The organism is Janthinobacterium sp. GW822-FHT07A03 (assembly GCF_058798815.1).
Window position 1 is genome coordinate 402338 of record NZ_JBXAKW010000006.1, and the last position, 23821, is coordinate 426158.

23 protein-coding genes are annotated in these 23821 nt (G+C 63.5%); 14 read left to right on the plus strand and 9 right to left on the minus strand.

Annotated elements, in window-relative coordinates; translation table 11 throughout:
- Positions 1-125: 125 nt before the first annotated feature.
- The 3 genes from AC1RJW_RS19320 to AC1RJW_RS19330 are packed head-to-tail and all read left to right on the plus strand — an operon-like array spanning position 126 to position 1206.
- Positions 126-464 carry an ArsR/SmtB family transcription factor gene (locus AC1RJW_RS19320; protein WP_493046416.1) on the plus strand — a complete coding sequence of 113 codons (339 nt, stop codon included), beginning with the start codon at positions 126-128 and terminating at the stop codon, positions 462-464.
- 15 nt (positions 465-479) lie between these two features.
- Positions 480-737: a hypothetical protein gene (locus tag AC1RJW_RS19325; RefSeq protein ID WP_492401121.1), complete on the plus strand. Its 258-nt coding sequence runs from the start codon at positions 480-482 to the stop codon at positions 735-737.
- Between the two features lie 37 nt (positions 738-774).
- Positions 775-1206, plus strand: coding sequence for a hypothetical protein (locus AC1RJW_RS19330; RefSeq protein ID WP_493046417.1), 432 nt, complete (start codon positions 775-777; stop codon positions 1204-1206).
- On the opposite strand, the gene alkB is transcribed toward AC1RJW_RS19330, so the two are convergent.
- Positions 1178-1840, minus strand: coding sequence for a DNA oxidative demethylase AlkB (gene alkB, locus AC1RJW_RS19335; protein ID WP_493046418.1), 663 nt, complete (start codon positions 1838-1840; stop codon positions 1178-1180). The genes AC1RJW_RS19330 and alkB overlap by 29 nt on opposite strands.
- A 94-nt stretch (positions 1841-1934) precedes the next feature.
- Here alkB and AC1RJW_RS19340 point away from each other — a divergent pair, with 94 nt between their 5' ends.
- Positions 1935-2417: a heme-degrading domain-containing protein gene (locus tag AC1RJW_RS19340; RefSeq protein WP_493046419.1), complete on the plus strand. Its 483-nt coding sequence runs from the start codon at positions 1935-1937 to the stop codon at positions 2415-2417.
- Here AC1RJW_RS19340 and AC1RJW_RS19345 read toward each other — a convergent pair whose 3' ends face one another.
- The 3 genes from AC1RJW_RS19345 to AC1RJW_RS19355 are packed head-to-tail and all read right to left on the minus strand — an operon-like array spanning position 2418 to position 4603.
- Complete coding sequence (locus tag AC1RJW_RS19345) at positions 2418-3110, minus strand: aspartate/glutamate racemase family protein (RefSeq protein WP_493046420.1); 693 nt, start codon at positions 3108-3110, stop codon at positions 2418-2420.
- 34 nt (positions 3111-3144) lie between these two features.
- Positions 3145-3900, minus strand: a complete 756-nt coding sequence (locus AC1RJW_RS19350; protein WP_493046421.1) for an SDR family NAD(P)-dependent oxidoreductase — start codon at positions 3898-3900, stop codon at positions 3145-3147.
- Complete coding sequence (locus AC1RJW_RS19355) at positions 3875-4603, minus strand: GntR family transcriptional regulator (protein ID WP_493046422.1); 729 nt, start codon at positions 4601-4603, stop codon at positions 3875-3877. The genes AC1RJW_RS19350 and AC1RJW_RS19355 overlap by 26 nt, the downstream gene beginning before the upstream one ends.
- A gap of 136 nt (positions 4604-4739) precedes the next feature.
- Between AC1RJW_RS19355 and AC1RJW_RS19360 the strand changes: the two genes are divergently transcribed.
- Positions 4740-5192: an acyl-CoA thioesterase gene (locus AC1RJW_RS19360; protein WP_493046423.1), complete on the plus strand. Its 453-nt coding sequence runs from the start codon at positions 4740-4742 to the stop codon at positions 5190-5192.
- Between the two features lie 3 nt (positions 5193-5195).
- On the opposite strand, the gene AC1RJW_RS19365 is transcribed toward AC1RJW_RS19360, so the two are convergent.
- A complete protein-coding gene (locus tag AC1RJW_RS19365) occupies positions 5196-5879 on the minus strand; it encodes a YoaK family protein (RefSeq protein ID WP_493046424.1) in 684 nt (227 codons plus the stop codon).
- A gap of 189 nt (positions 5880-6068) precedes the next feature.
- On the opposite strand from AC1RJW_RS19365, the gene AC1RJW_RS19370 reads away from it, so the two are divergent.
- Positions 6069-7433, plus strand: coding sequence for an amino acid permease (locus tag AC1RJW_RS19370; RefSeq protein ID WP_070291489.1), 1365 nt, complete (start codon positions 6069-6071; stop codon positions 7431-7433).
- A gap of 81 nt (positions 7434-7514) precedes the next feature.
- Here AC1RJW_RS19370 and AC1RJW_RS19375 read toward each other — a convergent pair whose 3' ends face one another.
- A complete protein-coding gene (locus AC1RJW_RS19375; RefSeq protein WP_493046425.1) occupies positions 7515-9140 on the minus strand; it encodes a hypothetical protein in 1626 nt (541 codons plus the stop codon).
- Positions 9141-9397: 257 nt separating this feature from the next.
- Between AC1RJW_RS19375 and AC1RJW_RS19380 the strand changes: the two genes are divergently transcribed.
- The 3 genes from AC1RJW_RS19380 to AC1RJW_RS19390 all read left to right on the plus strand — a co-directional run bounded on the left by AC1RJW_RS19380 (position 9398) and on the right by AC1RJW_RS19390 (position 11698).
- Positions 9398-10741, plus strand: a complete 1344-nt coding sequence (locus AC1RJW_RS19380; protein WP_493046426.1) for a sensor domain-containing protein — start codon at positions 9398-9400, stop codon at positions 10739-10741.
- Positions 10742-10790: 49 nt separating this feature from the next.
- Positions 10791-11186 (plus strand): hypothetical protein, encoded by a 396-nt coding sequence (locus tag AC1RJW_RS19385; RefSeq protein ID WP_493046427.1) that lies wholly within the window; start codon positions 10791-10793, stop codon positions 11184-11186.
- A gap of 68 nt (positions 11187-11254) precedes the next feature.
- Entirely contained in the window at positions 11255-11698 is a 444-nt protein-coding gene (locus tag AC1RJW_RS19390) for a DUF411 domain-containing protein (RefSeq protein WP_493046428.1), read from the plus strand.
- Between the two features lie 105 nt (positions 11699-11803).
- Here AC1RJW_RS19390 and AC1RJW_RS19395 read toward each other — a convergent pair whose 3' ends face one another.
- Both AC1RJW_RS19395 and AC1RJW_RS19400 read right to left on the minus strand, forming a co-directional pair.
- Positions 11804-14035, minus strand: coding sequence for an NADP-dependent isocitrate dehydrogenase (locus AC1RJW_RS19395; RefSeq protein ID WP_493046429.1), 2232 nt, complete (start codon positions 14033-14035; stop codon positions 11804-11806).
- Positions 14036-14037: 2 nt separating this feature from the next.
- The gene (locus tag AC1RJW_RS19400) at positions 14038-14325 is read right to left on the minus strand and encodes a hypothetical protein (protein ID WP_493046430.1); all 288 of its coding nucleotides are present in this window, start codon (positions 14323-14325) and stop codon (positions 14038-14040) included.
- Between the two features lie 75 nt (positions 14326-14400).
- Here AC1RJW_RS19400 and AC1RJW_RS19405 point away from each other — a divergent pair, with 75 nt between their 5' ends.
- On the plus strand, positions 14401-16554 hold the full coding sequence (locus tag AC1RJW_RS19405; RefSeq protein ID WP_493046431.1) for a TonB-dependent receptor: 2154 nt from the start codon (positions 14401-14403) through the stop codon (positions 16552-16554).
- Positions 16555-16841: 287 nt separating this feature from the next.
- Here AC1RJW_RS19405 and AC1RJW_RS19410 read toward each other — a convergent pair whose 3' ends face one another.
- Positions 16842-17117, minus strand: coding sequence for a hypothetical protein (locus AC1RJW_RS19410; protein ID WP_493046432.1), 276 nt, complete (start codon positions 17115-17117; stop codon positions 16842-16844).
- Between AC1RJW_RS19410 and vioA the strand changes: the two genes are divergently transcribed.
- Genes vioA through vioD form a run of 4 tightly spaced genes read left to right on the plus strand, consistent with a single transcriptional unit; the run spans position 17092 to position 23819 of the window.
- Positions 17092-18399 (plus strand): flavin-dependent violacein biosynthesis tryptophan-2 monooxygenase VioA, encoded by a 1308-nt coding sequence (gene vioA / locus AC1RJW_RS19415; protein WP_493046433.1) that lies wholly within the window; start codon positions 17092-17094, stop codon positions 18397-18399. The genes AC1RJW_RS19410 and vioA overlap by 26 nt on opposite strands.
- Positions 18396-21410, plus strand: a complete 3015-nt coding sequence (gene vioB, locus AC1RJW_RS19420) for an iminophenyl-pyruvate dimer synthase VioB (RefSeq protein WP_493046434.1) — start codon at positions 18396-18398, stop codon at positions 21408-21410. Before vioA ends, vioB begins: the two co-directional genes overlap by 4 nt.
- A 1-nt stretch (position 21411) precedes the next feature.
- On the plus strand, positions 21412-22701 hold the full coding sequence (vioC, locus tag AC1RJW_RS19425; RefSeq protein ID WP_493046435.1) for an NADP-dependent violacein biosynthesis oxygenase VioC: 1290 nt from the start codon (positions 21412-21414) through the stop codon (positions 22699-22701).
- Positions 22701-23819, plus strand: a complete 1119-nt coding sequence (vioD, locus tag AC1RJW_RS19430) for a flavin-dependent violacein biosynthesis monooxygenase VioD (protein ID WP_493046436.1) — start codon at positions 22701-22703, stop codon at positions 23817-23819. Before vioC ends, vioD begins: the two co-directional genes overlap by 1 nt.
- Positions 23820-23821 lie beyond the last annotated feature (2 nt).

Consider the following 23821-nt stretch of genomic DNA (forward strand, 5'->3'; position numbering starts at 1 on the left):
TCATGGCTCCATATGCAAACAAGTTGCATATCATGGAGAAAAAGCGCCATATTTGCAAGTATCTTGCATTAATGCGGCGAATGATTTATCTTGACTCGCTAACACATGTCAGATAATGTTGACACATGACAGATACAAATACACCCCGTCCCACCGGCGACCGCTTGCTGGCCATGCTGGCGGCGCTCGACAATCCGCACCGGCTGCGCATCATCGCGGCGCTGGCCAGCGGCGGGCGCAACTACATCAGCCAGCTGGCGCGCGACCTGGGCATCAGCCGGCCCCTGCTGCATTTGCACCTGCAAAAGCTGGAACACGCGGGACTCGTCACCAGCCAGCTGGAACTGTCGCACGACGGCAAGGCACTCAATTACTTTGAAGCCAGCCCATTTGAGTTGCTGCTGACGCCGGCCAGCATCGCCGCGGCGGCGTCCACGCTCACCCCCAACGCCGATCAATCCTGAACTGTAGAGGTCATCATGTCTGAAAATATCTTTTTCGCCGCCTTCTTCTTCCCCTGCACGGCCGCCGTCATCATCTTCGCCCTCAAATATACGTCCGGCATCGTGCAGGCACGCGCCCGGCTGGCGCAGGACGGCGCCTACCAGGAGCTGGCCAGGTCCATGGCCGCCGCGCAGGCGGAAACGGCAGCGTCGCTGGCCGCATTGAACGCCTCCGTGGCGCAGATCCAGGCGCGCCTGGGCAGCCTGGAGACCATCCTCAAGGAAGTCGAGTAAACCCTGACGCTGCCAACCCACAAGCAGGAGAGCCACCATGAATACCGTATCGACCGCCCGTCTGTATGCGCTGCGCGCCATGTATCTGCTGGTTGTCCTGGGGCTGGGCAGCGTGCTGTGGCCCGGCATCGTCACGCCGCACGCGCCGTGGGAACTGGCGCGGGGCACCGTCAACTGCATGCTGGCCGCGTTTTCGCTGCTATGTCTGCTGGGCTTGCGCTATCCGCTGCAGATGCTGCCCCTGCTGCTGTGGGAGGCGCTGTGGAAGACCATCTGGCTGCTGCTCGTGCCGCTGCCGCAATGGCTGAACGGCCAGATCGACCCCGCCACCGCGGCAACCGCGTTTGAATGCGCGTTCGTGGTGCTGGTCTACCTGGCCATTCCGTGGCGCCATGTGCATGCGCACTACATCCTCAAGCCAGCCACGCCGTGGCGCCAGCTCAGGCAGCCTTGCGAAATGTCAAATTGATGCGCTGCGCGCCCAGCAGCGCGTGTTCGCCCTCCTTCAGGGGCGCCACGCCGTGGAAGCGCAGGCGGTCGGCGCCACCCCACACGACCACGTCGCCATGCAGCAGCGCGATGCGCGCCGCCTTGTCGCTGCGCTCGGCGCCGCCGAACACAAAGATGGCCGGCAAACCGAGCGAGACGGAAACGATGGGCGCCGTGAAATCGCATTCGTCGCGGTCCTGGTGCAGGGCCATGCGCGCGCCGGGCGCATAGCGGTTGACCAGGCAAGCGTCGGGAACGAAACCCGGATAGCCGGCAGCCAGCGCCGCCTCCCGCGCCAGGCGCAGGAACACGGGCGGCATCGGCGGCCACGGCAGACCGCTGGCGGGATCGAGGCGCGCATAGCGGTAGCCGCGCCCATCCGTGATCCAGCCCAGGTGGCCGCAATTGCTCATGGCGACCGACATGCGCAAGCCGCCCGGCGTGGCCATGTGGCGCAGGGGCGCCGCCAGCACGATGGCGTCCAGCGCCGGCAGCAGCTCGGGCAGATACGGCAGCGCAAAACCGCGCAGCAGGACCGACGCGGACGAGCCCGGCACCAGCGGCGCGGGGCCGAGCGGGGCGTAATCGTCATCGGCAAACAGGGACAGGTTCATGCCGTCTATTGTAGGCCCGGCGCGGAAAAAACGCGCGCGACTGGCCCATGGTGCGCTACAGTAGCGCTTCCAGCCACTACTTGACTCCCTGACGATGGATCATTACGCCGATTTGCTGCAAACCCTGGCGCAGCAGGAAGAAACCCTGCAATTCGAACGCTTCGACAACGACGCCGCGCTGGCCGTGGGCCTGTGGATCGTCGAAGAAGTGCGCAAGCGGGGCAAGTCCGTCACCGTCAACATCACGCGCAATGGCCAGGTCCTGTTCCACCACGCCATGACGGGCGCCACGGCGGATCAGGCGGACTGGATACGCCGCAAGAACAACACGGTGCAGCGCTTTTGCCGCAGTTCCTATTACATGGGCATTTCGTATAAAAGCCGCGGCAGCACCTTCGAAGACGTGAAATACCTCGACGATATCGAGTACGCGGGCCACGGCGGCGCGTTTCCCCTGCTGATACGCGGCGTGGGACTGGTCGGCACGGTCACCGTGTCCGGCCTGGCGCAGGCGGACGACCACGCGCTGGTGGTAGCGGCCCTGCAGGCGCAGCTGGACGCGCAGCTCAATACATAGTCAGGCGTCCAGCGCCCGGCGCAAGGCGGCGCGCGCCAGCAAGCGCGTGGAGTCCAAGGTCGGCAGCGGCGAATTGGCGTCGCCGATGATCAGCGGGATTTCCGTGCAGCCGAGGATGACGGCGTCGCAGCCCTGCCCGCGCAAGCCGGCGATAATGGCCTGGAAGCGCGCCACGCTGCCTGGCTTGACCACGCCCGGCACCAGTTCCTCCATGATGATGCGGTTGATTTCGCTGCGCTCGTCCTCGCCGGGCCGCAAGCAGGCGATGCCGCGCGCGGCCAGCCGGTCCGGATACACGGCGCTGTCGACCAGCCAGCGCGTGCCCGTCAAGCCCACGCGCTGGTAGCCGCGCGCCGCCGCCTCACTGGCCACCACGTCGGCGATATGCAGCCAGGGCAGCGGCGAACGGGGCGCCACCAGCTCGAATGCCTGGTGGATGGTGTTGTCGGGGCAGATCAGGAAATCGGCGCCAGCCGCCGCCAGCTTGTGCGCCGAGGCCAGCATCAGTTCAGCCACGCCGGCCAGGTCGCCCCCGTTCAGGCATTCCACATAGCGCGCCAGCGGCGGCGTATGCAGCGTGACTTCCGGGTGTTCATACGCTCCCAGCGCATGCGCGCCCTCTTCGCAGATGGTGCGGTAGCACAGGGCCGCGCCTTCGGCGGAACAGCCGACGATGCCGATATGTTGGGTCATATTGATGTCTCCCAGTGTAGTGTATTGATGTAGATCAGATGCGCTGGCCGCCGTCGATGGGAATTTCGGCGCCCGTGATGTACGAGGCGCGCTCGCTGCACAGGAACTCCACCAGATCCGCCACTTCGGCCGTCGTGCCCAGGCGGCGCAGGGGGATTTGCGTGTCGACGATGTGCGAAGTGCCGGGCGACAGGATCGCCGTGTCGATCTCGCCCGGCGCGATGGCATTCACGCGCACATTCAGCGGCGCCATGTCGTTGGCCATCTCGCGCGTCAGCGAGGCCAGCGCCGCCTTCGAGCTGGCGTAGGCGGAACCTGCAAACGGGTGCACGCGGTAGCCGGCGATCGAGCACAGGTTCACGACGGCGCCGTGCGCGTTCGACAGTTCCTGCGCAAAACCGCGCGTCAGGGCCAGCGGCGCAAAGAAATTCGTGTTGTACATTTCCTGCCAGGTCTGCATGTCGGTGGTCAGCGAATTGACGCGCGAGCCGCCCGGCCCCTTCGGCGACACGCCCGCGTTGTTCACCAGCGCGTGCAATTTCGAGTCGCCCAGCATGGGGCGCAGGGTATCGACCATCTGCCCGATCTGGCTCAGGTCCGACAGATCCATGCACACATGCGTGTTGTGCTCCTGGCTGCGCGGGCAGCCGCCCGGTATCGGGCTGCGCGAGACGGTGATCACGCGCCAGCCCAGGCTGCGGAAGCGCTCGGCCACGGCATGGCCGATGCCGCGGCTGGCGCCCGTGACGATGGCGGTTTTCTGTTCAATCTTGTGCTTGATGTGCGTCATGTGCTTCCTTGTCTTGTTGTGTTGCGCCGGCGTGGATGCGCTCCTGGCGCATCACATACGCCAGCATCTGCGTGCCGCCGTCGAGGATGTCCTGTTCGATGGCGCGACGCGCGGCCGCGCTGTCGCGCAGGCGCAGCGCGGCGATGATGGCGTGGTGGTGGCCAACCCGCATGTCGGGCGTAAAGGCGGCGTAGCCGGCGGCGATCAGGGGCGCCGTCTGCATCCACAGATGGTCGACGAAGCGTTTTAACGTCGGCATGCCGGCCGCCTGCGCCAGGCCCAGGTGGAACGCCTGGTTGCATTGCAGGGCCGCCGGCAGGTCGTGCCGCGCAATCGCCTCTTCGTTCGCCTGCAGCAGGCGCTCCAGGTCGGCCAGGGTGGCGTCGTCGATGCGCTGCGCCGCCTCGAACGCACCCAGCCCTTCCAATTCCAGGCGCAGCGCGCGGATTTCCAGGTAGCGCGCCACGCTCAGCACGGGCACGCGGAAGTCGCGCGGCGAACGCAGCACCAGCGCCTCTTCCTGTACCAGCTGCAGCATGGCGTCGCGCACGGGCGTGACGCTGGTACCGAGCTGCAGCGCCAGCTCGCGGATGCGCAGCCGGTCGTTCGGCTGGTAGCGCCCGGCCGCCAGCGCCTCGCGCAACATCGCGTATACGGACTTGCCCAGGTTGACGTGCTGCAGGCTGTCCAGGGAATGGCTCATGGGTGTTTTTCAACTGTAGAAAATTATGATGCATCATACATCAAGATAAAAAACAGTGTTTTCCCAGGCGTGCGCCGCAGACAGGAAGCGCCGTCAGCACGTACAATCAGCCGCCACCGTCTCGAAAGGAGCGCACTTGAACTGGGATTATCCGCACGCCCACACCCTGCCCGTCACGCCCGAACCGGGCGACATCGACGGCTTGCAGCATACGAACAACGCCGTGTACGTGCGCTGGTGCGAGCACATCGCCTGGCACCACTCGGCTACACTGGGGCTGGACCTCGACGATTACCGGCGCCTGGACCGGGCCATGGCGATCCGCCGCGGCGAGTACGACTACCTGCTGCCGACACGGGCCGGCGAAGCGCTGACCCTGGCCACCTGGCTGTGCGCCAGCGACGGACGTTCCAGCATGGAACGGCGCTTCCAGCTGGTGCGCGACAGCGACGGCGCCACCGTCGTGCGCGGACGCTGGGACTTGATCTGCATCGAATTGAGCAGCGGCCGCGCGCGCCGCCTGCCGTCCGAGTTCCTGGCCGTGTACGAACCGGCCATCGTGGCGGCGCGCCCACCCGCGCAGGATTAAAGGTCAGGCCGCAAGGCGCGCCGGTTCCAGCGCGATCAGCACCAGCAGGATGCCCAGCGGCACGGCCAGCGCCGCGAAACCCACGGCCAGGTAGGCGAAGGCGGCCAGGATGGCGCCCACGGCAAAGCCCAGCAGCGGCCAGAAGAACTTGACGCAGCGTTCGCGCGTGGCGCCGTCGGCCGCGCCGCGCAGCACGTCGACCGTGTCGATGACGATTTGCGTGACGTTGCCCGTCATCATCGACGTGGGCGCCAAGTGGGCCAGCAGCAGCCGGCTGATGGCGCTGTGCGCGCCCATGGCCGCCGCGCCGAACAGGCCGGCCGTCATGGCCAGCGCGCCCGGCTCGGGCCCCAGCGGTTCGGCCAGCACGCCGAACACCATGAAACCGAGCAGCAGCGCCAGCTCCAGCAGCAACGCCAGGCGCAGCGCCGGTCCGCCGCGACGTTCGGCCGCCACCGTCAACAGCCGCGCCGCCGCCACGCCCAGTATGAACGCGGGGAACGCCAGCAGCTTGAGGGCGATCGAGGCATGCGTGGCATTGGCCAGCGCCGCGCCGATCAGCACGAAGTTGCCCGTCACGTGGGCCGTGAACAGGCCAAACAGGGCGACAAAGCCCAGGGTATCGACATAGCCGGCCAAAAAGCCCAGGCTGATGCCCTGCAAACGGCTGCGCTGCGCAAGATTCATACACACTCCTTGAAATTGGCCATCATGATACCGTGCCGCCATCGCGGACGGCAGCGGTTTTGCGCGCCGTTCGGCGAAGATGCGGGGCTTTTCTTGCGCCTCCGCAGTGCAACATGCATTTCGCTCCTGATTTGCCCGTGCATGCTTTAGAATCAGCGACCTCAGCCCCGTAAAAACAGGATAAAACATATGACGGCAGTCGGGAATACCGAACCACAAGAGCTCAAGCGCGGCCTGAAAAGCCGTCACATCCAGCTCATCGCCCTGGGCGGCGCCATCGGCACCGGCCTGTTTCTGGGCATCGCGCAAACCATCAAGATGGCAGGCCCTTCCGTGCTGCTCGGCTATGGCATTGCCGGCGTCATCGCCTTCCTGATCATGCGCCAGCTGGGCGAGATGGTGGTCGACGAACCCGTCGCCGGCTCGTTCAGCTATTTCGCCGACAAATACTGCGGCCACCTGCCCGGCTTCCTGTCGGGCTGGAATTACTGGGTGCTGTATGTGCTCGTCAGCATGGCCGAACTGACGGCCGTCGGCATCTACGTGCAGTACTGGTGGCCGGGCGTGCCCACCTGGGTCTCGGCGCTGATCTTCTTTTGCGCCATCAATGCCATCAGTTTGCTCAATGTCAAGGCGTTTGGCGAGATGGAATTCTGGTTCGCCATCATCAAGGTGGTCGCCATCATCGGCATGATCGTCTTCGGCGCGTATCTGCTCGCTTCCGGCGACGCGGGGCCGCAGGCGTCGGTAGCCAACCTGTGGCAGCACGGCGGCTTCTTCCCGAATGGCTGGCAGGGACTGGTGATGGCCATGGCCGTCATCATGTTCTCGTTCGGCGGCCTGGAGCTGGTAGGCATCACGGCGGCCGAGGCGGATGATCCCAGCACGACGATTCCGCGCGCCACCAATCAGGCCATCTACCGCATCCTGATCTTTTACATCGGCGCGCTCGGCATCCTGCTGTCGCTGTACCCGTGGCAAAACGTCGTCACGGGCGGCAGCCCTTTTGTCCTGATCTTCCATGCGCTCGACAGCAACCTGGTGGCCACGGCCCTGAACGTGGTGGTGCTGACGGCGGCCCTCTCCGTCTACAACAGCGGCGTGTACTGCAACACGCGCATGCTGTTCGGCCTGGCCAAGCAGGGCAATGCGCCGCGCGCGCTGCTGCACCTGAACCGCCGCGGCGTGCCGCTGGTGGCGCTGGGCGTGTCCGCGCTGGCCACGGGCGCCTGCGTGGTGGTCAATTACTTCATGCCGGGCGAAGCGTTCGAAGTGCTGATGGGCCTTGTCGTGTCGGCGCTGATCATCAACTGGGCCATGATCAGCTGGATCCATTTGCGCTTCCGCGCGCAGAAGAAGGCCGAGGGCAAGACGACCCTGTTCCAGAGCCTGGGCTACCCGTTTACCAACTACCTGTGCCTGGTGTTCCTGGCCGGCATCCTGGTGATCATGTACCTGACGCCGGGCCTGCGCATCTCCGTCTACCTGATTCCCGTGTGGCTGGCCGCACTGGGCGTCGGCTACTGGATCAAGCAGAACAAGGCCAAGGCATAGGCTGTTTGCGCCAGATCAAGCAAAAAACAAATAAAAAGCCCGTCTTCGCAGACGGGCTTTTTGCATTCGGCGCGGCCGTGTCTACGCGGCGGCGGCCCCGCCCTCTTCCGGCAGCACATCGGCTTGCCACAGGCTGATGCTCTGGCCCGCATACGATTGCAGCAGCACGTCGTCGCTCAACGTCAGCATCGCCTGCTGGCGCTGCTCCGCCTTCTTCTCGGGCGTCATGCCTACCTCGCCCGTCCGGTATGGTCCCAGCACGGGCAGCAGGTCGCGCAGCACGGAATAATTGCCTGGCGTGGTCTTGTCCGATTCCAGCTTGCCCAGGAAATACTTCATGACTTGCTCGGACTGATTGCCCTCCTGCCGCAAGCTCGCCTTCACCATCTTGCCATCCTTGTAAGCCACCTGCGCATCGCTGCTGGCCGTATCCTCGATCTGGTGATACGTATAATTCTGCGAGTCCGTACTGTCCGTCAGGCGCAGCGGCACGCCGGCGACGAGCGACTGATGGAAGCTGGCGCTCAGCTTCGATTGCTGCTGCTGCCTGATTGACCGCTCGTCCTGGCTGGCGCCGGCCTGCAGCGTCTTCTGCGACACTTCGTAATTGAAGCCATCCTTTTCCGAACTGCGCATGGGATTGCTGAATTTCACGGCCTGCGATACGGAGGCGCTGAAATCGGCCAGCCCCGTCAGGATGGACTTGTCCTCGGCCGCCAGGCGCCACTTGCCCGTCGCGGGCGTGTCCGTGGCCGCCTGCGGCGCGGCGGCATTGCTGTGCAAGGCCGTAAAGCTGTCCTTGAGCATGGCCATCAGGCCCGCGTCGCCATGACCGCGCGACGCCGCCTGGTCGAACTGCTTCATGTAGCTGTCCAGCGCCTTGGCTTGCTGCTGCTTGCTGCCCAGGGTATTGAGTTGGCTGGCGTCGACCTTCAGGTCCAGGCTGCCGGCCACGCCGCTGAAGCTGACCTTGCGCTGCGCACCATCGGCCTGGAAATCCAGGGTCTGCACGCCGTCCATCTCGCCGCGCACCTTGACTTCCGCATGCAGCTTCACCGACTCCAGCACTTGCTGGTCGAACTGCATCAAGCCTTCCAGCTTGATTTTCGGTGTGCTCTGCCCCAGGCCGTCGATGGCTGCCTGGAAACCTTTCGCCAGGTCGCCCAGGGCGCTGGCTTCAGCGTCGCTGAGCTCGCCGCTGGTCGTCATGTTCACGGCCAGGCCGTCGCCCTGGCTGTCGAGCGACAGCTTGACTTCCACGCCGCTCCTGGTGGTGATGCTGAGGGCAACCCTGTCTTCGCCATTGCCATGCAGGCTGCCCGGCGCGATGCCGGACGCCGCATAGACATTCGGCGTGGTGCTCGGCGGCGGCTGCCGCATCGCCTGCGAAAAATTGTAGTTTCCCAGCTTGACCTGCCCCAGCATGGCCGCGCCCAGCCCGCTGAAGCGGCCGCCAAACGCGTATGAAGAGAAACTCTTCGTCATCGCTTCGCTCACCTTGTCGCGCGTCGCGCTTTCCCACACCATCGGCGGCTTCACGAGCGCGCCCGCGGCGCCGCTGCCGTTCACGCTCTCCTGGCTGAGAGCAACGATGGTGGACGGCGCGGACGCGGACGATGGCGCGGACGCATCCGTGCGGTTCGACGTGGCGGCGGAGGCCCGCGACGGGGCACTATTCCAGCTTGAAAGTGGAGAAATGGAAGTCATGGCGCTGTAACCTTGCAAGTGGCGGAAAGAGGCATCATAAAAGTTCGATATGGTTAGTTTTTTTGCAATCACCTGGCGCCAGGCAAGCCTTGCGTCACGTTATCTGACGTGGTGGCAAGTACTGCATGGCAATACTGCATTAACGGCAAGAAACAGCAAAGCATGAGCGTCGGGGAAATGAAACATTTTCATGCCGCCGGCCTTGCCTGCCGCAACAAGTTGAATCCCTGCCGGGAATGTCCATTAGAATGCCATTCATGGAACACAAGATTCTGCACGCCCCGCTGGCCAGCTTTACCGACTTGTTGCTCGACGCCGTGTGCATGGTCGATGTGGAGGGGCGCTTCGTCTTCGTCAGCGCGGCTTGCGAACGCATCTTCGGCTACACGCAGCAGGAAATGATCGGCAAGCTCATGCTTGACATGGTCGCCCCCACCGACCGCGCCCGTACCCTGGCCGCCGCGCGCGCCATCATGGATGGTCATGCGCAGACGCATTTTGAAAACCGCTACCTGCGCAAGGATGGCAGCCTGGCGCACATCATGTGGTCGGCCCGCTGGTCCGCCGCCGACCAGCTGCGCGTGGCGGTGGCGCGCGATATCACCTTGCTGAAACAGGCGCAGGCAAAGCAGGCCGCGCTATACGCCATTTCCGAAGCCATGCAGGCGACGCAGGACTTGCCCGCCTTGCTGCACCGCATCCAGCACATCATCGGCGAACACTTGCCTGTGCATAGCCTGACCTTGTTGCTGCAGGACGAACATGGCGCGCAGCCTCCCATGACTTGCCATGCCGGCGACAGCGCGCCTCAGACTACGTCATCCCTGGCCAGCCTGCTGTGCGACGAAGTCCTGCGCAGCGGCCGCCCCCTGCTGCTGCAGGCGGGACAACTGGCCGGCCTGCCGGCGGCGCTGCAAATGGCGGCCGGCGCCCTATCGTCGTGCTGGCTTGCCGTGCCCTTATATTCCTCGCTGGGCAGCATCGGCGCGCTGGCCTTGCAAGGCGAGCAGGATGCCGTCATCGGCACGGCGCAAGACCAGGATTTGCTGCAATTTGTCGCCAAACAACTAGCCACCGCCATCGAACGCCGGCAGTTGCAGACGCAAATGCAATTCATGGCCATGCACGACGAGCTGACCCGTTTGCCGAACCGCCGCCTGTTCCACGACCGCCTGCACACGGCATTCGCGCGCGCGCACCGCCAGGAAGGCCGGCTGTCGCTGCTGTTCCTCGACCTCGACAACTTCAAGCGGGTCAACGACGACCACGGCCATGCCTGTGGCGACCTGCTGCTGCAAACGGTGGCGAGCCGGCTGCGCGATTGCATGCGCGAAACCGACACCCTGGCCAGGATGGGCGGTGATGAATTCGTCGTGCTTCTGGAAAGCAATGTTACGCCGGCGGACGTCGGCCTGATCGAGCAAAAGATCCATGCGGCCCTGGCCGCGCCGCTACACCTGGGCAACGGCCAGCAATTGCAGATCGCCGTCAGCATCGGCGTGGCCCACTATCCGGAAGACGGCGATACCATGCAACTGCTGCTGCGCCATGCGGACCGGGCCATGTACGCATCGAAAGTGCTTGCCGCCGCTTCGCGCTAGCGGGCGCCCGCCCCTGGCAATAATTGCTCCTATGCTATACTTTCCGGCGATGCTAAGACTCTTCAAAACATGGCTGATCCTGCTGCTGATCGCGGCGGTACCGCTGCAGGCGGCCGCTGCGGCCGCTGCGGGCGCCATGCGGACGTGCGCGCCACTCGCTGCCTTGCCTGCCGCCACGATGGCAGCGGCTTGCCAGCATCACGCTGCGCGGTTATCCGCCGCCCCGCACGGCGCCGGCACGCCGGAAGAAAACAAGACCCTTGCCAAGCACCCCGCGTGCGGCGCCTGTTCCAGCTTTTGCCTGGGCGCACTGATGCCGCCCGGCCTCGCCCTGCCTGCCGCTGCCGGCACCGGCGCGCAACGCGTCACCACCGCAACGGCCGCCTTGCTGCCGGGATTCATTCCCGACGGTCCGCGCCGGCCCCCGCGGCCGCTTTCCGCATAAATTCCAAGCTCGCCCCAAGCAGGCCATCAAGGTGGCCACAATTGAGTTTATTTACCTGAAAGCAACACATGATCAAACATTACATGCTGCGCGGCGCGTTCGCCGCCATGCTGGGCTTGCCCACGTTCGCCATGGCGGCCCTGCCCGTCATTGAAGTCTACAAGAGCGCCTCGTGCGGCTGCTGTTCCGAATGGATCAGGCACCTGGAAGCGAACGGCTTTACGGTGCGCGCGAACAATGTGGAGATGCCGGCGCAATACCGAAAGCTGGCCGGTATTCCCGACGCGCTCGGCTCCTGCCACACGGGCCTCGTCAACGGCTACGCCATCGAAGGCCATGTGCCGGCCAGCGACATCAAGCAGCTGCTGCGCGAGAAACCCAAGGCAAAGGGCCTGGCCGTGCCGGCAATGCCGATGGGCTCGCCAGGCATGGAAGGACCGCGCAAGGATGCGTACGACGTCTTGCTGGTCAAAAACAATGGCAGCACCACGGTCTATAAGCACTATCAGTAATCAGTAATCAGTAAGATGCAGGGGAAATGAAAAACGCCGCCGGAATCGCTTCCGGCGGCGTTTTTTTGTCAGGCAATCAAGGACTTACTGCCTGTCAGGACGGCATCAGATGCTGTCGAGTACCGCATTCAGGCTGGCGCTAGGACGCATGACGGCTTCCGTCTTCGCCGGATCGGGCAGGTAGTAGCCGCCGATATCCGTTTCCTTGCCTTGCACTGCTTTCAGCTCGGCAACGATCTTTTCTTCGTTGTCGGCCAGGGCTTTTGCCACTGGAGCGAAGTGCGCCGCCAGTTCCGCATCGTCCTTCTGCGCGGCCAGGGCTTGCGCCCAGTACATGGCCAGGTAGAAATGGCTGCCGCGGTTGTCCAGCTCGCCGGTACGTGGCGATGGCGACTTGTTGTTGTCCAGCAATTTGCCGGTGGCTTCATCGAGGGTTTTCGCGAGGATTTTGGCCTTCGCATTGCCCGTCTTGATGCCCATGTCTTCCAGCGACACGGCCAGGGCCAGGAACTCGCCCAGCGAATCCCAGCGCAGATGGTTTTCTTCCACCAGTTGCTTGACGTGCTTCGGAGCCGAACCGCCGGCGCCCGTTTCGTACATGCCGCCACCGGCCATCAGCGGCACGATCGACAGCATCTTGGCGGACGTGCCCAGTTCCAGGATCGGGAACAGGTCGGTCAGGTAGTCGCGCAGGATGTTGCCGGTCACCGAGATGGTGTCCAGGCCGCGGAACGCGCGCTCCAGGGTGTAGCGCATGGCGCGCGTCTGCGACATGATCTGGATGTCCAGGCCCTTGGTGTCGTGATCCTTCAGGTAAACCTGTACCTTCTTGATGACTTCGTTCTCGTGCGGACGGTAGGAATCGAGCCAGAACACGGCAGGCATGCCCGAGTTGCGCGCGCGCGTGACGGCCAGCTTGACCCAGTCGCGGATCGGCGCGTCCTTGACCTGGCACATGCGCCAGATATCGCCCTCTTCCACCGTTTGCGTCAGCAGCACTTCGCCCGTTTCCAGGTCGGTGATGTTGGCGGTGCCGCCTTCAGGCACTTCAAACGTCTTGTCGTGCGAACCGTATTCTTCCGCTTGCTGCGCCATCAGGCCCACGTTCGGCACGGTGCCCATGGTCTTCGGATCGAAGTTGCCATGCCATTTGCAGAAGCCAATCATTTCCTGGTAGATGCGTGCGAAAGTCGATTCCGGCATGACTGCCTTGACGTCTTTCGGACGGCCGTCGGCGCCCCACATCTTGCCGCCGATACGGATCATGGCGGGCATCGATGCGTCGACGATGATGTCGTTCGGCGAATGGAAGTTGGTGATGCCCTTGGCCGAATCGACCATGGCCAGTTCCGGACGATTCGCGTGGCAGGCGTGCAAATCTTTCAATACTTCATCTTTTTGCGACGCCGGCAGGGTCTCGATCTTGTCGTACAGGTTGCTCATGCCATTGTTGACATTCACGCCCAGCTTGTCGAACAGTTCCGCGTGCTTGGCGAACGCGTCCTTGTAGAAAATGCGCACGCAGTGGCCGAAGACGATCGGGTGCGACACTTTCATCATGGTGGCCTTGACGTGCAGCGAGAACATCACGCCCGTCTTGAAGGCGTCGTCGATTTCCTTCTCGTAGAACTCCAGCAGCGCTTTCTTGCTCATGAACATGCTGTCGATGATTTCGCCCGCTTGCAGGGAAACCTTCGGTTTCAGCACGATGGTCTTGCCCGAGGCCGTGACCAGTTCCATCTTGACATCGCGCGCCTTTTCCAGGGTCAGCGATTTTTCGCCATGGTAAAAGTCGCCATGGTGCATGTGCGAGACGTGGGTTTGCGACGACTGGCTCCACTCGCCCATCGAGTGCGGGTGCTTGCGCGCATACTCTTTGACGGCCTTCGGTGCGCGGCGGTCGGAATTGCCTTCACGCAGGACCGGATTGACCGAGCTGCCGATGCACTTGCCGTAGCGGGCCTTCAGGGCTTTTTCTTCTTCCGTCTTCGCATCTTCCGGATAGTCGGGCAGCTTGTAGCCACGGCCTTGCAATTCGCGCACGCAAGCGATCAATTGGCCTTGCGAGGCGCTGATGTTTGGCAGTTTGATGATGTTGGTGTCTGGATTCTGGGTCAATTTGCCCAGTTCAGCCAGGGTATTCGGGACTTTTTGCGCGTCCGTCAGGAATTCGGGAAATTCAGCCAGTACACGTGCCGCCACCGAAATATCGCTGGAGACCACGTCCACGCCGGCCGGCGCGGTGAATTTTTTGATAATCGGCAGCAGGGAATACGTCGCGAGCAGCGGCGCCTCGTCAGTCAGCGTGTAGATGATTTTGGATTTTTGTGTTGCCATGTTCATTCCCTTGTATGCGGTGATGCCTGGTGGTTAACTTTCTTCATTCCAAACACAGGACGGTTAGCCTTGCTTTGGACGGCTAGTGTGCCGGCGGTGACGCCGTGCTTGCCCACCACGTATTTTAGACTGTCCTGCCGCTGTTTGTGTATCCGATGGCGACGAATCTTATATAAGACAGCAAATATCCGGATCTGAAGGCCAAGGATGGCCATTTTCCGTGCTGAAATGCCCTCCAGGCACGGGCGCGGCATGTAGGCGGCCGTGGCGGCAATGGATATGTTAATCATTATAAATCGTAATGATTCTCATTTATAATATTCTGCGTGCAATTCCTCCCTATCAACTTTATACGCTTGCCCCTGATGCCTATTCCACATTCCCGACTCGCCCACCCCCACCTCACCACCCGATTGATCCTCGCCGGCCTGCTCTTCGCCAGCGTGACGCCGCAGGCGATCGCCCACGCGGCGGCCGATGCATCCGCCCCGCTCGCCACCGTGCTGGTCAACGGACAAGCCGAAGCGGACGCCGGCGGACAGATCGCCAAGAGCGCACGCGCCGGCATGCTGGGCGAAAAAGACTTGCTCGACACGCCGTTCAGCGTCAACAGCTACACCAGCCAGCGCATGCTGGACCAGCAGGCGCTGACCCTGGCCGAGGTGCTGGGCGGCGACCCGTCCACCCGCTTCACGGGCCAGATCGGCGGCGTCACGGATTCCTTCTTCATCCGCGGCTTTCCCCTCAACGAGGGCAATCTGAGCGAAGTGGCGTTCGACGGCGTGTATGGCGTCTCGCCCAACTACCATTTATTTACGGAGTATCTGCAGGGCGTGGAAGTGCTCAAGGGGCCGGCCGCCTTGCTGTACGGCATGTCGCCGAACGGCGGCGTGGGCGGCGTCGTCAACGCCGTGCCGAAACGCTCCTTGCCGCGCGACCTGACGCGCCTGACCGTCGATTACGGCGCAGGCTCGCAGGCTGGCGCGGCCATCGACGTCAGCCGCCGCTTCGGCGAGGAACGGCGCTTCGGCATCCGCTTCAATGGCTTGCACCGCCAGGGCCACACGCCGCTCGACCACCAGACGTCGCGCGCGGAAGTGGCGGCCATCGCCCTCGATTACCAGGGCCAGCGGCTGCGCGCCTCGCTCGACGTGATCGAGCAATACCAGTGGATCGACGCACCCACGCGCCCCTTCCTCGTGGCCGCGCGCCTGCCTGTGCCGGCAGCGCCCGATGGCCGCCGCAACATCGCCCAATCCTGGGGCTGGTGGAAGTCCAACGACCTGGCCACCCTGGGCAAGGTCGAATATGACTTGAACGATAACGTCACGGTGTTTGCCGACGTGGGCGGCACGCGCTCCGACGTATCGCGCTATTCGGACCAGACGCCGACCATCACCAGCGCGGCTGGCGACATGACGGTCACGCCCATGAACTGGAAATTCCGCGTGCGGCGCGCCAGTGCGGACACGGGCGTGCGAGCGCGCTTTCGCACGGGCGGCGTCGAGCATGCGCTGGTCGTGATGGGCAATGTCTACCAGGACGAATTTGGCAGCGTGAGCAATTCCGGCAAGCTCATCACCTCGAATATCTACCATCCCGTGGCCGTGACCGACCCCGGCGTTCCCGCGCCGGCCCGCGCGCCGAAGCTGTCCGCCGCCACCCTGTCCAGCCTGGCCGTGGCCGATACGCTGGACATGCTGGACCAGCGCGTGCAGCTGACTCTGGGCGTGCGCCGCCAGCTGGTCGAAGCGAAAAACTACCATGCGACGACCGGCGCGCAGACCACGCACTACAAGCAAGGCGCCCTGACACCGCTGGCCGGCATCGTCGTCAAGCCGCTGCGCCACGTGTCGCTGTACGCGAACTATATCGAGGGCTTGAGCAAGGGCGATATCGCGCCGAACATCGCCGACAACGCGGGCCAGGTCTTCGCGCCCTACAAGAGCAAGCAGTACGAGGTGGGCACCAAGACCGATTTCGGCGTGGTGCTGGCGACCCTGGCCATGTTCCAGGTGACCAAACCCAGCGGCCAGCTGTATGGCAAGGTCTACAGTATGGACAGCGAGCAGCGCAACCGGGGCCTGGAACTGAACCTGTCCGGCGCCGCCAGCAAGGCCGTGCGCCTGCTGGCCGGCATCACCTTGCTCGACGGGCGCCTGGTAAAGACCAACAACGCCACCACCATGGGCAAGCGCCCCGTGGGCGTGCCCAGGTCCATGGCCAACCTGGGCAGCGAATGGGATGTGCCGTACTGGCCCGGCCTGACGGCCACGGGCGCCGTCAGCTACACCGGCAAGCAGTTTGTCGATCAGACGAATCTGCAGTCGGTGCCGTCATGGACCAAGGTGGACCTGGGCTTGCGCTACCGCACAGCCTTCGCCGGCAAGGCGACGACCTTGCGCGGCGGGCTGATGAACGCGTTCGACCGCCATTACTGGGCCGGCGTGGCCTCGTATGGCACCGTCTCGCAATCGGCGCCCCGCAGCGTGCAACTGTCGGCCGCCGTAGATTTTTGACGGGCGCCGGCATCGGGCATCGCCCGGCTGGCGCATGCACTGCGCGCCAGCCGCAAAGTTAGAAACTATAAAAATAGCAAGAAGCAGACCAAGCCAGCGCCGAAGGCGCCAGGACCCACTGCTGGTCCTGGCGCCTTCGGCAAACGGCGACACTCCCCCAGCGGCTCGATAAGCCGCACCGCCTTCCATACCGCCCTGCCACTGCCCGGCGCACTGCCGCCGCCATCCCGCCTGCCTCGCTGCGTCGACAAGGACGCGACACCGAACGACAACTACATTGATATTTATCAAATTGACTGCCCGAGGCCTGGGCTACTGTCGGTGCCATCTTTGATTTGAAACAGAAACTCTGCTGCCAAGAATCGACCATTCCAGACACAACGCCAGTTCTCGCCAGGCTCTTCATTCCCCAGCCGAAAACGCTCGCCAAGTGCGGTAACACCCAGCGTTCCCCCTCCCTTGCCTGCACGTGCCGGGGAACCTTTTGCTAGCGATTTTGCAGCTTTTTGATTAATGAACGTTAAAAAGGAATTTCGTATGAGCACGTATTCTGATATTTGCATCGTTGGCGCCGGCATAGGCGGCTTGACTTGCGCCAACCGCCTGATCGACGCCGCCGCCAAAAGAAAGCTGCGCATCCGGGTCTTCGACCTGAATGCCACGGTGGGCGGCCGCATCCAGTCGCGGAAAATAGACGGCGAAGAAATCGCCGAACTCGGCGCCGCCCGCTACTCGCCTCAACTGCATCCGCATTTCCGGCAATTGATGCAGGGCAGCGGACTGCCGCATGCCGTCTACCCGTTCACCGAGGTCATTTCCCACGACAGCGTGCTGGAAGAGCTGAAGGCAACGCTCGATAGCCTGAGCCCGATGCTCAAGGAGCATCCGAACGACTCCTTCCTCGAGTTCGTCAGCCATTACCTGGGCGCCGCCAAGGCCACCCACATCATCAAGGCGACCGGCTATGACGCCCTGCTGCTGCCGATGGTGTCGGCGGTGATGGCGTACGACATCATCAAGAAACACCCGGAAACGCAGCACTTTACGGAAAACGCCGCCAACCAGTGGCACTATGCCACCGACGGCTACCACGCTTTGCTGTGCCAGTTGCAGCACCAGGCCCAGGCCGCCGGGGTGGAATTCCGGCTCGAGCATCGCCTGCTGTCCGTTGAAAAATCCGGCGCCGAGCATGTGCTCGCCTTCAGCCACCACGGCGACACGCAGATGCACCGCACACGCCATCTGGTGATGACCATCCCGCCGTCCGCCATGCCGCGCCTGAACCTGGATTTTCCTGCCGCCTGGAGCCCGTTCCAGTACGACTCGCTGCCCCTGTTCAAGGGTTTTTTCACCTTCGACACGGCCTGGTGGGATGCGCTGGGGCTGACCGACAAGGTACTGATGGCGGCAAATCCCCTGCGCAAGGTCTACTTCAAGAGCGACAAGTATGTGCTGTTCTATACCGACAGCAAAAGCGCCACCTACTGGCGCGACAGCCTGGAACTCGGTGAAGACGTGTACCTGGAGCGTGTCCGCAGCCACCTGGAAGACGTCCTGCCGCTCGATGGCCAGCCGCTGCCGCAGATCAAGGCGCACTTCCACAAGTTCTGGCCGCATGGCGTCGAGTTTTGCGTGGAGCCGGAAGCCGAGCACCCTACCGTCCTGCTGCACCGGGACGGCATCATTTCCTGCTCGGATGCCTATACCGCACATTGCGGCTGGATGGAAGGCAGCCTGATCAGCGCCCAGCACGCCAGCGGCCTGTTGCTGCAGCGGCTCGGTCAACGGGAGGACGTCGCCGCCGCCAACGATACCTTCATCACTTCCTCGACCGAGCGCGCATGAGCCTACTTGACTTCCCCCGCCTGCATTTTCGGGGTTTTGCCCGCGCCAATGTGCCGACGGGGAATCGCAATACGCATGGCAACATCGATATCGCCACGAATACGGTATCGATGGCGGGCGAAGCTGTCGACCTGAGCCGGCCGCCGGCCGAATTCCATGCGCACCTGAAACAGCTTGCCCCCCGCTTCAATGCTGAGGGCAAGCCGGATCCGGACGGCATCTTCAGCCAGGCGGCAGGCCATAATTTTTGCGGGAATAATCATTTCTCGTGGGAAAACGCGAGGATCACGGGCGTCCAGCTGCGCCATGGCGAGGTCGATACGCAGGACGCGCTGGTGGGCGCCAAGCTGGGCCTGTGGGGCCACTACAACGCGTACCTGCGCACGACGTTCAACCGCGCCAGGTGGGTCGACAACAACCCGGCGCAGCCGGACACCACGCTGATCTACGCCGGCCAGTTCACCTTGAGCGACAAGCTGGCCACGCCCAACACGCCCACCTTGTTCACTGCCGACATCGCGCAGGCGCACTCGGTGCGCTGGCTCGGCAGCGGCCATATCACGGAACGCAGCGGGCATTTCCTGGACGAGGAATTTGGCCGCGCCAGGCTGTTCCAGTTTTCCGTGTCCAAGCACGACCCGCATTTCCTGTTCAATGCGGACCTGCCGCTGCCGGCCAGTATGCATGCCTTGCAGCAAGTCCTGGCCGACGACGCGGTGCTGGGCCTGACGGTGCAGTATTGCCTGTTCAATATGTCGACGCCGCAAAAACCCGACTCGCCCGTGTTCTACGACCTGGCCGGCAGCATCGGCCTGTGGCGGCGCGACGAGCTGGCCACCTATCCGGCCGGCCGCCTGCTGCAGCCGCGCCAGACCAGCCTGGGACCCGTGCTGGTAAAGCTGCATGCGGACCGCGTCGCGTTCAACATGCCGACCGCCATTCCGTTTACCACGCGCGGCACGGATGCTGTTTCCGAACAGCATCCCACGCATGCCCTGGGCGACAAGCAGGCGCTGGGCGACCTGCTGCTGCAGGACGGCGCCGGCACCTTGCTGGCCCGGATTCCGGAACCGCTGTACCGCGACTACTGGCGCCATCACGGCGTCTTCGACGTGCCGCTGCAACATGCACCCGCCCCGGGTTCGCTCAGCCTGGGCAACGCGCGGGCGCAGTGGGACGAGGCCGACTGGGTGCTGCAATCGGACAGCAACCAGCTGTACCTGGAAGCACCGAACGGGAAAAAGCACGAACAATTTCCGCAGAGCATCACCGTACAAAGCCGCTTCCGCGGCGAGCTGGCGGCACCCGCAGACCTCTCGGCGCAGGCCGAGGACGGCGCGCTGCTGGCCGTGCAGCAGCAACCGTCGCCGCACGGGCACGGCTACACGGCGCTGACCCTGACGGGGCGCCAGCCGGGCGCGACCAGGATCGTGCTGGCGGCTGGCAACGACAAACAGTACCTCGGCGTGCGCGTGCTGCCCGACGACTGGGACCTCGACGACGTACCGGCCGAACAGGTCGACTACGCCTTCCTCTACCGGCATGTGATGAGCTACTACGAGCTCGTGTATCCCTTCATGTCGGACAAGGTCTTCAGCCTGGCGGACCAGTGCAAGTGCGAAACGTATTCGCGCCTGATGTGGCAGATGTGCGATCCGCAGAACCGCGACAAGAGCTACTACATGCCAAGCACCCGCGAACTGTCGCTGCCAAAATCGCGCCTGTTCCTCAAATACCTGACCCAGGTCGAGGCAAAGGCCAGGGCGGCGCTGCCGCAACCGGCGGCACAGCATGTCATCGGCGGCAAGGCGGAGCTGATCGAGGAACTGAAAAAGGCCATCGACCTGGAATTGTCGCTCATGCTGCAATACCTGTATGCCGCGTATTCGATTCCCAATTATGCGCAGGGAGCGGCGCTGGTGCAGGCCGGCCGCTGGCTGCCGGCCGAGCTGGAACTGGCCTGCGGCGGCGAGGACCGGCGCCGCAACAGCGGCACGCGCGGCGCATTGCTGGAAATCGCCCATGAAGAAATGATTCACTATTTATTAGTCAACAATGTGCTGATGGCGCTGGGCGAAGCGTTTTATGGCGGCACCCCGCTGCTGGGCCAGCAGGCGCGCCAGCGTTTCGGCCTGGACACGGAATTTGCGTTCGAGCCATTTTCTGAACACGTGCTGGCCCGCTTCGTGCGTTTCGAATGGCCCGACTACCTTCCCACGCCGGGCAAATCGATTGCCACCTTCTATATCGCGATCCGCCAGGCCGTGGCCGAGCTGCCTGGCCTGTTCGAGAGCGGCGGCGGCAAGCGCGGCGGCGAGCACCACCTGTTCCTGAAAGAACTGACCAACCGCGCCTATCCCGGCTACCAGCTGGAAGTGTCCGACCGTGACAGCGCGCTGTTCGCCATCGACTTCGTCACGGAACAGGGCGAAGGCGTGGCCGTCGATTCGCCGCATTTTGCCTCGTCGCACTTCCAGCGGCTGCGCGCCATCGCCGGCAAGTTTTCCGCCTGCGCCAAGCCGTTCGAGCCGGCGCTGCCGGCGCTGAAGAATCCCGTGCTGGAAGCGCGCGCGGACTGCAGCGTGGTGACCGATCAGAAGGCACGCGCGCTGATGCAGCTGTATCAGGGCTGCTACGAACTGACCTTCCTGCTGATGGCGCACCATTTCGCGCAACAGCCGCTGGGCAGCCTGCGCCGCTCGCGCCTGATGAATGCGTCCATCGACATCATGACCGGCCTGCTGCGTCCCCTGTCGGCCGCCCTGATGAACATGCCATCGGGCGTGCCCGGCCGCCAAGCGGGACCGCCCGTGCCCGAGCCCGTCAGCAGCCGGGTCAGCAGCGACTACAGCCTGGGCTGCGACATGCTGGCGCAGAAATGCCTGGCGCTGGCGCAGTACGCGCGCGGCCTTGAGAGCGATGTCATCGGCATGGCACCGATAGAAATGTTGGAATTTTTCAATCAGCAACTTACCGATTTATCTCGGGGAAAGATGTCAAGAGAGGCCTGAAATGCATAAAATCATTATCGTCGGCGGAGGCCTGGCAGGTAGCCTCAGCGCCATTTATCTGGCGCAACGGGGACACGATGTCCACGTTATCGAAAAACGCGGCGATCCGCTGGTGGAGAATGCCGCGAACGCCGACCCGGTCAACTCGCGCGCCATCGGCGTGAGCATGACGGTGCGCGGCATCAAGGCCGTCCTGGGAGCGGGCATCAGCAAACAGGAACTCAACCAGTGCGGCGAACCCATCGTCGGCATGGCGTTCAGCGTAGGCGGCCGGCACCGGATACGCGAGCTGACCCCGCTCGAAGGCCTGTTTCCCCTCTCGCTGGACCGCACAGCCTTCCAGCGCCTGCTGAACCGGCATGCCGTCAAGCACGCGGTGAAGTATTACTTTGAGCATAAATGCCTGGATGTCGACCTGGAAAGAAAGATCGTGCTGATCCAGGGCCAGGACGGCACCGTGCAGCAGTTGTATGGCGACTTGGTCATTGGCGCCGACGGCGCCCACTCGGCCGTGCGGCGCGCCATGCAAAGCGGCATGCGCCGTTTCGAGTTCAAACAAAGTTACTTCCGCCACGGCTACAAGACGCTGGTGTTGCCGAACGCAGCGGACCTGGGTTTCCGGAAGGACTTGCTGTACTTCTTCGGCATGGATTCCAAGGGCCTGTTTGCCGGCCGCGCGGCCACCATTCCGGACGGCAGCATCAGCTTCGCCCTGTGCCTGCCCTACACCGGCACGCCCAGCCTTGGCACGCTGAACCGCGAAGCCATGGCCGACTTCTTCAGCCGCTACTTCGGCACCCTGCCGCCGGAGCGCCGCCAGGAGATGCTGGACCAGTTCATGGCGCTGCCCAGCAACGACCTCATCAATGTCCGTTCCAGCACCTTCCACTACAAGGCCAATATCCTGCTGATCGGCGATGCGGCGCATGCCACCGCCCCCTTCCTCGGACAAGGCATGAACATGGCGCTGGAAGACGTCCACGTCTTCGTTTCCCTGCTGGAAAAGCACGGCAATGCCCTGGGCCCTGCCCTGTCCGCGTTCACGCAGCAGCGCAAGGTGCAGGCGGACGCCATGCAGGACATGGCGATCGCCAACTATGAAGCGCTGAGCAATCCGAACCTGATTTTCTTCCTGCAGACGCGCTACACGCGCTACATGCACAAGAAATTCCCCCGTGTTTATCCGCCGGACATGGCGGAGAAACTGTACTTCACATCGGTTCCTTACGATGAATTGCAGCAAATCCAGAAGAAACAAAACGTTTGGTACAAACTTGGAAGGGTAAATTAATGAACATTCTCGTCATCGGCGCCGGTCCCGCAGGCCTGCTCTTCGCCAGCCAGATGAAACAGGCCCAGCCCGGCTGGGATATCCGCATTACGGAAAAAAACACCCCGGAAGAAGTGCTGGGCTGGGGGGTGGTACTGCCGGGACGGCCGCCACGCCATCCCGCCAATCCGCTCTCTTACCTGGAGCAGCCGGAACGGCTTAATCCGCAGTTCCTGGAAGAATTCAAGCTCGTGCATCACGACCAGCCCAAGCTGATGAGCACCGGCGTTACCCTGTGCGGCGTGGGACGCCAGGCCCTGGTGCAGGCCCTGCGCGCCAAGTGCGTGGCGGCCGGCATCGACATCCGCTACGAAACGCCGCCAGCGGACTCGGCGCAGCTGGCAGCGGAGTACGACCTGGTGGTGGTGTCGAACGGCGTCAATTACAAATCGCTGGACTTGCCGCCAGCGCTGGCGCCGCACATCGATTTCGGCCGCAACAAATACATCTGGTACGGTACCACCCAGCTGTTCGACCAGATGAATCTGGTGTTCCGCAGCAATGAGCAAGGCATTTTCATCGGCCATGCCTACAAATACTCGGACACGATGAGCACCTTTATCGTCGAATGCAGCGAAGAAACGTACGCCAAGGCCGAGCTGGAGGCGCTGTCCGAACGCGACGCCGCCGCGTATATCGCCCGAACCTTCAAGGCCGAACTCGGTGAGCACGGGTTGCAGAGCCAACCGGGCCAGGGCTGGCGCAACTTCATGACTCTCAGCCACGACCGGGCCTGCGACGGCAAGTTCGTGCTGCTCGGCGATGCGCTGCAATCGGGACACTTTTCCATTGGCCATGGCACCACCATGGCCGTGGTGGCGGCCCTGCTGCTGGTCAAAACCCTCCATACCGAAGCCGGCGCGGCGGCCGCCCTGGACAACTTCAACGCGCGCGCCGTGCCCCTGATGCAATTGTTCAAGGACCACGCCAACAGCAGCCGCCTGTGGTTTGAAAGCGTGGGCGAGCGTATCGGACTGAGCAATGAAGAGCTGACCGCCAGCTTCGACGCACGCCGCAAGGACTTGCCGTCGCTGCAGGAAGCGCTGATGGCCAGCCTCGGCTACGCGCTGGGCCGCTAGGG